This window comes from Brucella anthropi, from assembly GCF_046630315.1.
Lineage (GTDB): Bacteria > Pseudomonadota > Alphaproteobacteria > Rhizobiales > Rhizobiaceae > Brucella > Brucella anthropi_A.
Genome location: NZ_LQBD01000009.1, coordinates 27,187 through 42,052, shown reverse-complemented (window position 1 = coordinate 42,052; position 14,866 = coordinate 27,187). Strand labels below are relative to the sequence as shown.

Below are 14,866 nucleotides of genomic sequence, written 5' to 3'. Positions count from 1 at the left end.
GGTTTTGTGTCACTCGGCAGGAGCGGCGCTGGCCCAGCAAAAGCCAAACGCGCAGCCCGAAATCGAAACCTTCTGGGAGATGGCAAACGGGTTCTTCCCGTCAATGGCTATCCTCAGAAGACGCGGACGGTCGCGAGGGCGGAACGTATTCTGGAATTCCACCGGCAGGCTGGTCGCAACCGTCAAAATGGCATCGATATGCCCCTTGACCGACTGTCCGCCGCCCGAAATATTGACTGGCATGCCTTCCGAAAGATCGAAGAGATATTCATCCGGCAAATAGGCGAGGACATGCCATTTTCCGCCGTTGATCTCGGCCAGTTCGTCACCGGCTTTCACCACCTGTCCGGGAACCGGAACCTTGGCGCCCACGACGCCGCCCATGGAAGCGCGCAGATATCCGTCGTCATAGATGCCTTCAAGCTTGTCCATTCCATCCTGCGTCACCTTTCGCGACTGGTTGACGAGGTCTAGCTCCTTGGCCAGCGCCACCTTGTCGCTTTTCAGCTGTGCAAGCCGTTCTGCTGCGGCGAGGCTGTTTCTCAAGGCGTCGTCCTTGGCCAGGGATGAAACGATGCCGCGATCGGAAACAGCCGTATAGTCCTTTGCCGTTTTGGCGGTTTCGCGCGCCGTTTGCTCGGCCAGCCCATAGACCGCCTCGATGGAATCGAGCTTTCCTTCCAGCTGCCCGGCGCGAATAGCCAGTTCGCTGTCGCGATAGGCGATATCCGAGAGTTCACGCACGATGTCGAAGGACTCGATGCGGACCAGCGGCGCCCCCGCCTCCACCTTGTCGCCCTCCTTCACATAGACTTCGGTGATTTTGCCCGGATAGCTGACGCTGACAGAATAACGGTCCATCAGCACTATTCCGTCGGCCGACAGGAAAAAGCGGCTGCCAAACAGCACATACATCAGCGAGAAGACGAAGACGCCAAGCAGGCACAGATATATGATCCGCCCGATATAGCCTCGCTTCTGGACGGTTCTGACATCGACCGGCGTATCGTTTTGTTTTTTGCGTAGGGATTTCATTTTGTGCCTTGCTTACCACGGACGCTGCAAGCGAACTTTTTCAGGTACGTAATTGTCGCGATGGGAACCTGAGAACACCCACTCATCGATATAGGCCACCAGGCGAATGGGGCGCATGACGAAGGTCATGAAAAAAGCATAGCCCGGCAGATAGAGCAGATTTTTCCAGAACACGGATCGTTTGGTGCTGAAACTGGAGATTGCGAGGATGACAACATCCATGGCAAGCAGACCGATCTGCATGCTGACAAGTATCACAAGACTGAACGCGCCATATTGCAGGTAGAGAAGAGTGAGATAGATCGGGAAAACGATGGTCCCGAATATATTGAAGAAGAAGTAATCCCATTGATGCAGGGTTTCGGTAGCATGGAAGTCCCGAGAAAACGGATTCATCAGGCGTCCATGCTTGCGATATCTGATCCAGATGGCATCACGCTCCCAGCGCAGGCGTTGACGGATGAACTGCGAAACCGTGCTCGGCACATCCGTATAGCACAGCGCTTCCGCCGCGAAGGCGACGCGCCAGCCCTTGAGGCGAAGGCGTATCGTTATGTCGAGATCTTCGCCGCCCCCGACATCGAAGCCGCCAATCTCTTCCAGTGCCGTTCGCCGGAACGCGGAAAAAGCCCCGGAGGCACAGACCACCTGATTGAAGACATTCGCAACGCGCTTTCCGATCGCGATCGATTGCAGATATTCTATCTCCTGAAACTGGGCGACCAGACCGACGCCGGCGTTTCGCGGGGCGATGTCGCCGCAAACAGCGCCCACAGCCGGGTCTGAAAACGGCTCCAGAAGATATTCGAGTGCATAGCGATCGAACGAGCAGTCGCAATCGACGTTCACCACGATATCCCCGCGAACGAAATTGAGCGCGAGATTGATCCCGCTCGATTTGCCGCCGCGCAGATCGGTGGACAGCGCCCTTTCGGCCAGCCCCTGGCTGACGAGCCGCTTTGCGACCGAGAGCATCCGGTCGCTGGAGCCATCGCTTACAATGATGATCTCGAACCGGTCGAACGACTGCTCGCGCAGCGATTTCACACAGGCTTCGAGCGCTGTCTCTTCATTATGGCCGATCAGGACGATGCTGACCGTGAAATGGGACGGCAGAAGATCGTTTCGTGATTCCGGCGGCTTCTGCTGCGCGCGCAGAGCCAGGCCGAAAGCCATGAAAGGCAGGATATAGCGCGGAACGTCAAACAGGATGGTGAACCAGAAGACCGATAGCAGGCTATACCATGTGTGACTGACGAGAAACGGCAGGCTGACTGTCAAAATGTCCATAATGCAACCTTCTCCGCCTGCAACATGCGATATTCATTCATTCCCGTTTCCCACGATTGCGGCCACGGGCACCGACATGAAACCGCAACAGGAACCTCTCTAACTATTTGTTTTGTCTCATTATCCTACGCATCGAAGCGGGATCGGAAATCAGTCCGGTGGACTGATTTCCCCGCATAGGCGTTTCACACTTTTGGCTCGAAAATGCTCTAGCCAACATTGCCCGGAACCGCCTTGCCGGTCAGCGCAAGCTGCGCCATGTCGGTGAGCGAATAGTGATGGATATCCACCCGTTCGGCGGCCTCGCCATTCATCCTGCCGTTGCAGTCAAGGCAGATAAAGCCGACTTCCAGCTCGGATGAGACGCTGTCGCAGGCATTGCAGATAAAGGCCTGACCGGCGCGGTCATAATCCTTGCCGTAATTGCGCAGGAGTTGCTTGCACTTGGGGCAAACCAGATCCATGCCCTGCCGGAACCGTTCCTCAGGCAAGACGCTCGCGCAGCTGAAATGATGGATCAGCGATGTCTCGCGAATATCCGCGGAACGGCAATCCGGGCATTCTTCCCGGACACTCAGGCGGCGGGACTGGCAGTTCTTGCACTCGTAAAGCCGGTCGAAAAAGGTCTTCTTCAGAAAGCCTTTCGAAACAAGCCGCTCGGCGATGGGAATGACACGGTTCGCCGAAAAGAATCCGGGATAGCAGACAGCCTCCGGCGCAAGCGGATAGCGCATGCCGCGCAGCTGGCGTCCCGACACGAAAATATGGGCGAGCAACTCATTCTCCGGGTCGATCGACTGGCGATAGAGCGGAGCGAGCGCCTCGCGCCCCCGGCTGTATTTCACGATACAGCGTGCCGTCTCACGCCATGTCTGCGGTTCCATGAGATCGAAGTGACAATCCGCAAAATCACCGGCCCGACCGCGCAGATCCACCATCGGGATTTTCATCCCGCCCACAAAATCGCGAATATTGTGCAGCGGAGACGAGCGCCGCTCATCGGAGAACAGCACCGCGTCCGTATCCACGTCATCACCGGCGCCCGGTTCAAACAGGATGCTGAAAACAGCATTCAACGGTTCCGGTTGACGCGGAAACCACCGGATTTTCGGCTTCCATGTCAATCCCACTTCGTTCCAGACGAAGCGAACCTGTTGCGCAAGCGTCTCGGGAGAGGCGATGGAAGCCTCTCCGGAAGACAGGGGTACAGGCGATAAAGCCATACGTCACCTCAAAAGTATTTTATTGATAGCTAATAATCCTGAAAGCGCGCGCCGTCCTTGATTTGACGCAATGGACAAAAAATGCGGATCGTTGCCGATCGGGCGGGAATCGACAATCAGTCCGGTGAACTGATTTCCATGGGCGGGCGTTTCACACTTTCGGCTCGAAAACACTTCAAGGGGTGTCGGCGCCATAAATCGTGTCGCGGGCCTGAATCCCTGTCTGGATAATCAGCCGATCCAGGTTTTCTTTCGTCACAACCTCACCATTAACCAGATAGGCATCCAGCCCTGTGCCGTTGCTTCCCTTTATCCAGGAATTCGCCGCAGGCTTCTTGCCCTGCATAATGGCATGGGCGGTATCCGCGGTTGCGATTGCCATCGCCTTGAGATCGAGCAGCATCGTCGCCGCCTGTTCTCCCCGGACCAGCCTTCTCAAAGCGGCAATCTCGGAGTCCATGCCGACAATCACCACCGGATGATCGACACCGAGCGCGCGAACTGCCGCCGCGGCACCGCCCGCCAGAAGATCGTTGAACGCCAGCACGCCATCCACCCTGCCGCCATTGTTCTTCATCACTTCCATTGTCAGCTTTTTCGCCGTTTCGGACGACCAGTCAGGAACATATTCATCAGCGACGATCTCAATGCTTCCGTCATCGATATAGGGTTTGAGCACGCGCATCACACCCCGGTGAAGGGCTGGCGAATTGATGTCGCCCGGATCGCCCTTCAATATGGCAATGCGGCCATGCGGCACGCGGGCGATGAATTCCTGCGCCAGGCTCTGGCCAATCTTGTAGGTGTCGTATCCAACATAGAAATCAGCGCCGGCATCGTGGACCGGACGCGCATAAAGGATGACCTTCACCCCTTTTTTGTGGGCTTTGCGGGCAATTCTCCGGTAACTTTCCGGATCGCGCGGCACGACGATCAGCACTGTAGCGCCCGCGTCGATCAGCTCATCGCAATCGTTTTCCTGGCTCTTTCCGGTATTGCCCTTGTTCAGCCTGGTATCGACAGCCATACCAAGGGAGCGGGCATGTTCTACCATGACCGACATTTCGAAAGGCCAGCGCGCCGCCTCCCCGACGCCAAACGAAATGCCCAGCCTGTCTTTTTGGCCCTCCTCCATGCATCCCGCCAGCATCGCCGCCACTGCAATGAAGACAATAGTCCTGATGATCCTGATTGCGGAAAAACGCTTTTCCCAAGCGTTGTTCAAATGTTTCATGTCAGTTTAACAGCCCGGTAGCTTGCGTTTTTTCAATGATGAAATGGCCGTTTCTGCTCAGTTGCAGAAAATCGGACTCGGTGAGCGGTTTCGAGAAATAGAAGCCCTGCGCAATCCGGCAGCCATGGTCCTTCATCAGATCCACATCCGTCTGTATTTCCGCGCCTTCGACGATGACCGTCAGCCCCAGTTTTTGCGCGATTTCCACCACCCCCGCAAAGATGGCGTTGCGCTTTTCGATCCCGGACGACTGGTCGAGAAACCCCCTGTCGATTTTCAGGGTATTGATCGGAATCCGCTTCAGCATGTTCAACGAGGAATAGCCGGAGCCGAAATCATCCATCGCTATCGCAAAACCATAGCTCTGCAATTGCGTGAACACCCCCTCGACCGCTTCGAGATCTTCAAAGAAGACGCCTTCCGTCACTTCGATTTCCAGCATTGAAGGGGGAACACCGTAGGATTTGACCTTTTCCAGAAGCTGCTTTGGAAAATTCTCGTCATGGAAATGCATCCGGGAAAAATTCACCGATATGGGGACACAGGGCTGTCCGTGCTGCATCCGGTACTGGATGAATTCCAGCGATTTTTCGAGGATGACCAGATCGAGTTGAATGATCAGGCCCGTCTGTTCGCAAACGGGAATGAAGTCGGCGGGTGAAATGAACTTGTCGTCGGCGACCTTCCAGCGCGCCAGCGCCTCGCAGCCCACCACAATATTCGTGTTTATATCAACCTGCGGCTGGAAGAACGGAACGAACTGCCCTTCCTCAAGTGCCCTGCCGATCTGCTGCTTGATCTGTTCGGTATGCGTCATGACCAGACCGAGATTCGGCGTGTAATAGGCAAAGGACTTGTAGGCCAGCCCCTTGATGCCTTCCGAGGCTATACGCGCCTTGTCGATCATGATCCGCGGGTCTTCCTGCCGGTCTTCCACCATATAGACGCCGGCCGAGAACTGCACCGCCACCTCGCCGCAAAGCAAAGGCCTGAACAGCGTGTCCAGCCGCTCATTCGACACCGATTTCAGGAAAAGCACATAATGGTCGTCGGCTATTCGGGCGACATATTCTCCCGGATGGGTAATCGTCTTGAAGTGCTCGTATATGGAGCGCAACGTGGCATCGCCGACATTGAACCCGAAGGTCGTGTTGATATATTTGAACCTGTCGACGTCGACCTTTATGATGGCGGGCTTGCTGTCGCCGGGGTTTACCGCCAGGGCCTTTCGCACATCGAGCAGGAATTTCGCATAGGTCGCCCCACCCGTCGCGGGATCGACGAAGGCGATTTCCTCCATATGTTTTTCCTGGATGCTCTTGTAGCGAAAGAAATAGGCAACGCAGGCCAGCGAGACCAATACCACGAATGTCAGGATCAGATAGAAGAGCTTGATAACGACAGTACTGTTCTGGAATACTTTCGATGCGGGGACGGACACGATGAGAAACCAGTCATTTGTCCTGTCCAGCGGCATATAGGCGGTAAACATCTCTTCCCCGCCGATAACCACTTCCAGGACACCGCGGCGTTGTTCCTTGGCATCGCGCTCGATTTTCTGCGCCGCATCGCGATTGCCAGCCGCAAAAACGCCCCTGAAAAAATTCCCCCTCGGCGTAAACATGTCCTGTGCCTGTCCGTTGCTGACGATCACATATCCGTCGCTATCCGTGACGTGGACGGCGCCAGCATCGGTAAAGAGGCTTGGCAGCAATATCTTCTGTATCTCTTCGTAGGAAAGCGTTTCCTGAAAGGTCGCCACCGGCTTTCCATTCACCAAAACCGGCACCGAGATGATGAAGATTTTCTCCCCATTGGTAACGGAGACCAGCGGTTCGGAAATATTCGAGACGCCGGTGCGGGCCACGCGAAAATAATTGCGCCCCGAGATGTCGACCGTGCGCCCATCCGCAAAGGCGACGATACCCTGGTCATCCGCGACGAACTCATCGACCCGATTAACCATCGTCCCATAATTGCGAATGAGATCCCGCATGGATTTTCCATCATCGTTTGCAATTTGAACCTGAAGGTTCTCGCTTATTTTCTTTCCGCTTTCCTCGATGGACCTTATGCGTGATCCGAGCCGGCTTGAGATGGCGTCGCGGTTCTGGCTGACGATCTCGATCAGGCTCACCCGGAGATCGCTCTCCAGCAGATGCTTCACCCGATCCATCAGGAGAATGACGGCGAGAATGGAAGCCGCCGCAACGATCATGAGCGTCATGATATGGATACGCCGTCTCTCGACATGCGCATATGCCTCACCGCACCCGGTCACGGATTTTCCCTTTTCAAGCTGGTTTCCAGTCATCACGCTCGAACCCTCCGCCTGCCCTTGATAGCCTGCTCTTGTGCAGCTTCGTCGGTGATATCCTTCCAGAACACCCAGCGGTTCTTCCCGCTCGCCTTGGCGGCATACATGGCCTCGTCGGCCCGATGCAGCAGCTCGTTCGAGGTGCCCGCGTCAGTCGGGAAAATGGAGATGCCGATGCTGCAATTGACCGTTACCGTTGCCCCGTCGCCAACCGTGATCGGCTTCGAAACGGCATAGGTCAGACGTTTGCAAAGGCGGCATAGATCGCTTTCCCACGTGTCGGATCGGATATCATTGAGAACAATCGCGAATTCATCGCCGCCGGTGCGCGAAACCACGTCAAGCGGCCGGAACATCCGCAACAGCCGTTCGGCAACCTCCTTCAGCACGATGTCACCCGCCGCATGACCATAGGTGTCGTTGACGGGCTTGAAATCATCGAGATCGAGAACCAGGACCGCACGCATGTTTTCGGTCGCCTCGGGGAAGGCGTCCACATTGCGCGCCAGCCAGTCGAACAAATACCGGCGATTGGGCAAGGTCGTCAGTTCGTCATTCAAAGCCTGTCGCGCCAGGAGTTCCTGCGTTTCGGCGAGATCGATCGCAAGCAGCGCAAGCTCGACGCCCATTTCCGCGATCCTGATTTCCTCCTGCGTGGGGTCGCCCGGCGCCAACTTATAGATGGCGAAGGCCGCCAGAACGCGCCCGTCCTTGCGAATGACCGGCAGTGACCAGCAGGCACGCAATCCGCAAGGCAGGGCAAGCCCCCGGAAAGGCGCCCAATTGGGATGGGTTTCAATATCGTTGACGAAAACCGGGCTTGCCGTGGCCATCGCCGCGCCGCAGGAGCCGACCGTTGGTCCGATTTGCAGGCCGATCAGCGCTTCACTGTAAAAATCCGGAAGATTGGGGGCGATCGACTTGCAGACGGCGCGGCCCCGACGATCGAGGATCAGTACCGAACAACGGCTGTTTGTGGTCTGGTGCTCGATGAAGCGGCACAGCGAAGCAAGTGTCTCATCCAGCGAAGCCCGCTTGGCAACCTTGCGCAGAATATCCACCTGCCCGACAAGCCTGTCCTCGTCGCGGCAGATCTGCTGCTGGTAGTCCAGCAAGGAGGTGCGCAAATGCATCAACTTGCGTTCCAACCCCTGTATCTCGTCCACGTCCTTATGATCGCCAGCCCTATCCTCATCGTCCCCCAACGGAAAAATCCCATCGACGATGCCCACGATCTTCTCCACGCGGCCGAGCACATAGCGGGTTATGAGCATCCCCAGCCCCACGGCCAGCAAGGCACCAAACAACAGGCAGGCTATTGCGACATAGGCCAGGAACCGGATTCTGGAATCGGCAATCGATCCGAATTCCGGGAAATAGGCCCGCAACACCATCGCGTCCGTGGATGACGAGTTTTTCGCATCTTCAGAAATCCTCGGGCCATCCTCGGTCGAGTGGATCGTGAAGCCGGTCCAGCCGGACGGAATTTTTCCCGTTTTCGCTGCCTTTTCGCCGCTCTGGCCGAGAAAACCCAGCACGCGATTGCTGCCGTCGAGCAGAACCCAGCTATCCACGCTGGCATTGAGATGCGCGATCGTCGTTTTTCGCGCACGCACCGCGTCCATGATGACAAAGGCGGTCCATTCATCGCCGGCATCGCTGCTCTTTGCAGACTTCATGGCAGCGATGGCCTGTCCGCCGGCGGCCGTGGACACATCCAGAACCTGCATCTCGTCGCCTTGCGGAACGGTTGTTATCGCATCAACGATAGGCTGCGCGACCGGGGCCCCCGCTATAAGGCACAGCTTTTTCCCTTTGACATATCCGACAGACAGATAGCGCGGATTGGATACCGGCACCTTCCGATCCACATTGCCGCAAATTTCGTCCAGGACAGATGAGGCGTGAACAGCATTCAGGACAGAGATGACGCCGCCCAGCAATTCAGTCTCGTCTTCGGCGATCCGTGCCTGCAACTGTGTAAACCGATGCGCATATATGGCGTCCCTTATCTCGTCCTGCTGGGACCAGATAAGGAAGGACAGGACCGCGCTTGGCACGATCAACGCCACGAAAATGATGATCAGAAGCTTGTATTTGAGCGTCAGGCGCGCATAGTTCTTGGACAAAGGCAGATACCGAATAAAGGAGGAATAGGCTCTCGGCTTCACGCTGAACGTGAAGGGTCTTGCGATCAGGACACCAACGGGCGTTGAGGGACGGAAAGCTCCATCAAGCGCTCATTATTCCACGAATGGTGCGCCACTCCGTGGAATCATTGGCCCACTTTCTTTCAGGGTAAGGCGCGACGGACGGAAGCCCTGCAAATGCGTTGAGGCCGGCTTTCCCGCGCATTGCATAGCGTGGGGAAAAGACCCGTCAGAAGGGCATGGTGCTTGCCATAAAGAAAATTTTCGAGATCGGCAGCCCTTTTCTGGGCCAAAACAGTCTCTCGAATACGAATAGTCCGGTCGAGCATCGCTTCACCATTACGGAAAGAAAGATGCGGGGCCAGACATATCATCGAATGTCTGAATATATATTGAGGAGCATGAATCTCTGCTTGTGATATATTTATACATCACGGATAATGAAAGCGGTAAGCATTCACTATACAGTCAATCTATGGCACCTCAATGCCCCTTACTTTCTCATAAAGTTGTAAGAAGCCCTACTCGCGGCGACCCTACAAAAATGAGTGACCCATTGTCAATGCAAGGAAGCCTGTAAAAATGAACATTAAAATAAGGTAACATCCGCTAATACGGGTCTATTATTCTTTATAAGTAAATATATATTGTAAATACACTTCCGTTGAATCTGTCATATAATTTACTATTTAAGTCTTCTTGAAGATATATTTAAACTCTTCTTTGTTATTCATGAGTACATCATTTTGATCCTACTGTCAGAACGACGCAGGGTTTCCCCCATTCTTGTTCATTGTGCTGCAAGTCCAATCCCCCGTCATTGACGACGGAGGGACATTTACTTTCAGTTATTTCAGAAAAACCTGAAATATATAAATCCTTCCATGCAATTCAGGATTTATCTACGCCTCGCAAGGCAGCAAAAATTACAAAAATATAATGTAATCGAACAATTATTCGCCCGATATAGTTCAGGGCAATATAAGCAATCCGGCGGTCTGGATCCAACATTGCCATTCCCCGGCCATGAGCCGCGGAACCAATGCCGCAATCCATAAGATCACTCATAATACTTTGAAACTATTGTGATTTTAAAAGCTGGTCACTTTCACGATCCAGAGCATTTTCGAGCCAAAATGCGAAGCAGCTATGCGGGGAAATCAATCCACAGGACCGATTTCCTCCGCTACGGCAGGATAACGACACGTTGCAAGAACAGATGGATCTGGCACTTGCAACGACCGTACTGACCGGCACCGCTTCAACTCTGCAAGCGGCGGCAAATCTCATCGAGCTGCTCAAGAGAACTATATCTTATCTTAACCTCGCCGCCGCGATCGCGATGATTGATCTCCACTTTCATGCCGGTGACATCAGAAAGCAGCTTTTCCAACGCTTTGGTGTCGGCATCTTTCTCGACCGGGCCGGCCTTTCCGGGTTTGGCTTCCGAGCCGCCGCGGGCTTCCGCCTGCGCAAGCGCCTCGACCTGACGAACCGACAGACCATCCTTGACGATCCGTTCCGCCATTGCGGTCGGATTTTCCATTGTGATGAGGCTGCGCGCATGGCCGGCCGAAAGCGCACCATCAACGATGAAATCCTGCACGGGCTGCGGCAGTTTCAACAGGCGCAACGTATTGGCGACATGACTGCGGCTTTTGCCGATGACCTGCGCCAGATCATTCTGCGTATAGTCATGATTATCGATAAGCTGTTGATATCCCAGCGCTTCTTCGACCGCATTGAGGTCGGCGCGCTGCACGTTCTCGATGATAGCGATTTCAAGCGCGACGCGATCATCCACATCACGAACGATAACCGGGATCGTATCGACGCCAGCCCGCTGCGAGGCGCGCCAGCGTCGTTCACCGGCAATCAGCTCAAACCGATCCGGCTGACCGGGCGCCGGGCGCACAACGATCGGCTGCACAACGCCATGTTCCTTGATCGACTGCGCCAGATCCTCCAGTTCCGCTTCGGAAAACATGCGACGCGGATTGCGCGGATTGCGCGTTACGAACTCAATCGGAACATTCCGCTCAATGGGAACAGGCGCCTTGCGCTCTTCAACAGGGCGGTCGATTTCACCGATCAGTGCGGCCAACCCACGGCCGAGGCGCTTTTTTGAAGGATCGTCATTCATCGTTCGGCTTATTCCTGAATTGTTTCGTCGTCGAATCGATTGGCTTATGCGGCCTGCAACTGCCGCTCGCGCTGGATAACTTCCGATGCCAACTGCAAATAGGCCTGGCTACCGGCGCATTTCAGATCGTAAAGGATGGCCGGCTTGCCATGGGACGGCGCTTCCGACACCCGCACATTGCGCGGAATGACAGTACGATAGACCTTTTCACCCATAAAAGCGCGCACATCATCCACCACTTGCGCAGCGAGATTGTTGCGGCTGTCGAACATGGTCAACACGATGCCCTGGATCGAAAGCTCGGGATTGATCGACGAGCGCACCTGATCGACAGTCTGTAGAAGCTGGCTCAAGCCTTCCAGCGCGAAGAACTCGCATTGCAGCGGAACCAGAACGGAATCGGCCGCGGCCATTGCGTTCAAGGTCAGCAGGTTCAGCGATGGCGGGCAATCGACAAGCACATAGGAAAAACGCTCGGAGACGCCGGAATCAAAACGCAGCGCATCGCGCAGGCGTCGTGTACGATCGGCGGATTGCGCGATTTCCATTTCAATACCGAGAAGATCCAGCGTCGACGGCACGATATGGAGATTGGGAACATCCGTCGGCATGGCAGCATCGGGAACCGACGATTCCTGCGTCAGCACATCGTAGGACGATAGGGGCCGATTGCGGCGATCAATGCCCAATCCTGTGCTGGCATTGCCCTGCGGATCAAGATCGACAATCAATACAGTCTCACCGATTGCGGCCAAGGCTGTTGCCAGATTGATGGCGGTGGTTGTCTTACCCACGCCGCCCTTCTGGTTCGCAATGGTTATGATCCTGGACATTTTGTTCATCACCGTCGCCTTGCTGCTGTCCGCCCCTTCGAAATTTCCAGCCATCAGGCGGATTTACGCCGAAGATTGCTGATTTCGAGTATGACCGAAGCCTGATCGATAGCACTTTGATGTTGTATCAGATCGAAACTCCAACCGACACGGCTTTCATCAATCTCGCGCTGATAATCCCGACCTTTTTGGAAAAGCGCCTTGGCGCCACTGATCAGCCACGGTTCCGCCAACGCAAAAAGGTCATTGAGCGATGCCAGGGCGCGCGCTGTTACCACTTGAGGCGTCTCGATTTTTTGCCACATCGTTTCAATGCGGGCCGAATGAACGCGTGCCGGCACATGCAAATGCCCGGCTGCGGTGCGCAAAAATGCTGCTTTTTTGCCAGCACTTTCAATAAGATCGATCACACCATCCGGCTGTTCCGCGAGGAAACAGGCCGTCACGATACCCGGAAAACCGCCGCCGGAGCCGATATCCAGCCAGTGCCTGGCCTTGCTGGCCAAAGGGAAAAGCTGTGCACTATCCAGGATATGTCGCGTCCATAACGTGTCCAACGTCGAAGGAGATGCGAGATTGATCGCCTTCGACCATTTGCGGAACAGTTCCTCGAACGCTATCAAACGCTCTCCTGTTTCACGTGAAACAGAAGGAACAATGGCTTTCAGGCTTTCAAGACGGTTATCGGCGCTCATGCCGCGCCCTGCCCTTCAACCAGTTCGGCCACCGCCTTATGGCGATAACCGAACTTCTTGATCTGCGCGATCAAAAGCGCAAGGGCTGCCGGGGTCATGCCATCCACACGCTGCGCTTCGGCGATTGTTTCCGGCTTGCGCTGCTTGAGCTTATGCTTCAACTCATTGGAAAGACCGGATATTCCGTCAATATCCAAACCTGCCGGAATGAGCAGTTGCTCCTCCCGCTCCATCACCGCAATATCGCTTTTCTGCCGATCCATATAAACGGCATATTGCGCTTCAATTTCCAGAGCCTCCCGCGTCTTTGGGTTGATAGCGTCAAGTTCCGGCCAGATCACCTTCAAACGGTCCAGATCTATCTCCGGATAAGAAAGCAGATCATAAGCCGACCGGCGTACACCATCCTGATTGAGGCGCAGATCGTAACGATTGGCGAGATTGGGCGTGATCGTCAGCGATTGCGCCAGCGACCGCGCCGCATTCAAATCCGCCTCGCGGGCTTCAAAGCGATCCTTGCGGGCCTGACCCAATATGCCGAGCCTGTCGGCCAGCGGCGTCAAGCGCTGATCGGCATTATCGGCCCGGAGCGACAGGCGAAACTCCGCACGCGAGGTAAACATCCGATAGGGTTCACTAACGCCACGAGATGTCAGATCATCGACCATCACACCAATATAGGCTTCTGTGCGCTGGATAATCACAGGTTCGCCGCCCGATGCCCGACGCGCGGCATTGATGCCCGCCAGCAGACCCTGCGCACCCGCCTCTTCATAGCCTGTCGTGCCGTTTATTTGTCCGGCAAGAAACAAGCCGCTGACTTTGCGGGTTTCCAGACTGCGTTTCAGCTCCCTAGGATCGATAAAATCATACTCAATGGCATATCCTGGCTGCAACATGACGGCTTTTTCCAGACCTGGAATAGTCTTCAATATATCAAGCTGCACATCTTCAGGGAGCGACGTCGAAATGCCGTTTGGATAGACGGTATCGTCATCCAGTCCTTCCGGTTCAAGAAAAATCTGGTGGCCGTCACGATCGCCAAACTTGACGATCTTGTCTTCCACCGATGGGCAATAACGCGGTCCAATCCCCTCAATCGAACCGGAATACATGGCCGAACGATGCAGATTGGCCCGAATGATCGCATGGGTTTCCGGCGTCGTGCGCGTGATGCCACAGTCGATTTGCGGTGTGGTGATCCGGTCCGTCATAAGTGAAAACGGCAACGGCTCCTCATCGGCGGACTGCATGTCGAGGCTCTGCCAATCAATGGTCCGCCCATCCAGGCGCGGCGGTGTGCCCGTCTTGAGACGTCCCAGCGCAAAGCCGAATGACATGAGGCGTTCGGAAAGTCCCAGCGCCGGTTTTTCACCCATGCGACCGGCCGGAATCTTTTGCTCACCAATATGGATCAACCCATTCAGGAACGTGCCGGTCGTGAGGACGACAGCGCCGCATGACAAGCTCCGCCCGTCGGACAGAACAACGCCGGTAACACGCCCATCCTGTTCCAGAAGATCGTGGGCCCCACCTTCCACGACAAACAGATTGTCCTGAGCTGCGATCATCTTCTGCATGGCAAGCCGATAAAGCTTGCGATCCGCCTGCGTGCGCGGACCGCGAACGGCAGGCCCTTTACGGCGGTTCAAAAGACGAAACTGAATGCCAGCTTCGTCGGCGACACGCCCCATCAAACCGTCAAGCGCATCGATCTCGCGCACCAGATGCCCCTTGCCCAATCCACCGATGGCGGGATTGCAGGACATAACGCCAATAGTATCAAAGCGATGCGTGACGAGCGCAGTTCTTGCGCCTGCGCGCGCGGCAGCGGAAGCAGCCTCGCATCCTGCATGGCCACCGCCGATCACAATGACATCAAAGATTGTGGCTTCGGTAGAACGTATTTGGTTCATCCTGACGCAACTCGAATCCGTTTCTGAAAG

The 14,866-nt window shown here is 55.3% G+C and carries 10 protein-coding genes; all 10 read right to left on the bottom strand.

Annotated features, from left to right (window positions below):
* Window positions 1-9: 9 nt before the first annotated feature.
* Window positions 10-1,035, bottom strand: coding sequence for an HlyD family secretion protein (locus AVM02_RS06550; RefSeq protein WP_411506167.1), 1,026 nt, complete (start codon window positions 1,033-1,035; stop codon window positions 10-12).
* A 12-nt stretch (window positions 1,036-1,047) separates the two neighbouring features.
* On the bottom strand, window positions 1,048-2,325 hold the full coding sequence (locus AVM02_RS06545; protein ID WP_411506166.1) for a glycosyltransferase: 1,278 nt from the start codon (window positions 2,323-2,325) through the stop codon (window positions 1,048-1,050).
* Between the two features lie 209 nt (window positions 2,326-2,534).
* Window positions 2,535-3,548 carry a hypothetical protein gene (locus AVM02_RS06540; protein WP_411506165.1) on the bottom strand — a complete coding sequence of 338 codons (1,014 nt, stop codon included), beginning with the start codon at window positions 3,546-3,548 and terminating at the stop codon, window positions 2,535-2,537.
* A gap of 175 nt (window positions 3,549-3,723) precedes the next feature.
* Window positions 3,724-4,782, bottom strand: coding sequence for a substrate-binding domain-containing protein (locus AVM02_RS06535; RefSeq protein ID WP_411506164.1), 1,059 nt, complete (start codon window positions 4,780-4,782; stop codon window positions 3,724-3,726).
* Window position 4,783: 1 nt separating this feature from the next.
* Window positions 4,784-7,096, bottom strand: coding sequence for an EAL domain-containing protein (locus tag AVM02_RS06530; RefSeq protein ID WP_411506239.1), 2,313 nt, complete (start codon window positions 7,094-7,096; stop codon window positions 4,784-4,786).
* On the bottom strand, window positions 7,096-9,228 hold the full coding sequence (locus AVM02_RS06525; RefSeq protein ID WP_411506163.1) for a diguanylate cyclase domain-containing protein: 2,133 nt from the start codon (window positions 9,226-9,228) through the stop codon (window positions 7,096-7,098). The genes AVM02_RS06530 and AVM02_RS06525 overlap by 1 nt, the downstream gene beginning before the upstream one ends.
* Window positions 9,229-10,510: 1,282 nt before the next feature.
* The gene (locus AVM02_RS06520) at window positions 10,511-11,392 is read right to left on the bottom strand and encodes a ParB/RepB/Spo0J family partition protein (protein WP_411506162.1); all 882 of its coding nucleotides are present in this window, start codon (window positions 11,390-11,392) and stop codon (window positions 10,511-10,513) included.
* Window positions 11,393-11,436: 44 nt separating this feature from the next.
* Window positions 11,437-12,234 carry a ParA family protein gene (locus AVM02_RS06515; protein ID WP_151645573.1) on the bottom strand — a complete coding sequence of 266 codons (798 nt, stop codon included), beginning with the start codon at window positions 12,232-12,234 and terminating at the stop codon, window positions 11,437-11,439.
* 44 nt (window positions 12,235-12,278) lie between these two features.
* Complete coding sequence (gene rsmG / locus AVM02_RS06510; RefSeq protein WP_411506161.1) at window positions 12,279-12,920, bottom strand: 16S rRNA (guanine(527)-N(7))-methyltransferase RsmG; 642 nt, start codon at window positions 12,918-12,920, stop codon at window positions 12,279-12,281.
* Entirely contained in the window at window positions 12,917-14,827 is a 1,911-nt protein-coding gene (gene mnmG / locus AVM02_RS06505) for a tRNA uridine-5-carboxymethylaminomethyl(34) synthesis enzyme MnmG (RefSeq protein ID WP_411506238.1), read from the bottom strand. The genes rsmG and mnmG overlap by 4 nt, the downstream gene beginning before the upstream one ends.
* Between the last annotated feature and the right edge of the window lie 39 nt (window positions 14,828-14,866).

Bases quoted from the DNA above. Each gene is read 5' to 3' on its own strand.
- AVM02_RS06535 (WP_411506164.1), bottom strand. From the start codon at position 4,782: ATGAAACATTTGAACAACGCTTGGGAAAAGCGTTTTTCCGCAATCAGG.
- AVM02_RS06550 (WP_411506167.1), bottom strand. From the start codon at position 1,035: ATGAAATCCCTACGCAAAAAACAAAACGATACGCCGGTCGATGTCAGA.
- AVM02_RS06530 (WP_411506239.1), bottom strand. From the start codon at position 7,096: ATGACTGGAAACCAGCTTGAAAAGGGAAAATCCGTGACCGGGTGCGGT.
- AVM02_RS06515 (WP_151645573.1), bottom strand. From the start codon at position 12,234: ATGAACAAAATGTCCAGGATCATAACCATTGCGAACCAGAAGGGCGGC.
- AVM02_RS06520 (WP_411506162.1), bottom strand. From the start codon at position 11,392: ATGAATGACGATCCTTCAAAAAAGCGCCTCGGCCGTGGGTTGGCCGCA.
- AVM02_RS06540 (WP_411506165.1), bottom strand. From the start codon at position 3,548: ATGGCTTTATCGCCTGTACCCCTGTCTTCCGGAGAGGCTTCCATCGCC.
- AVM02_RS06545 (WP_411506166.1), bottom strand. From the start codon at position 2,325: ATGGACATTTTGACAGTCAGCCTGCCGTTTCTCGTCAGTCACACATGG.
- rsmG (WP_411506161.1), bottom strand. From the start codon at position 12,920: ATGAGCGCCGATAACCGTCTTGAAAGCCTGAAAGCCATTGTTCCTTCT.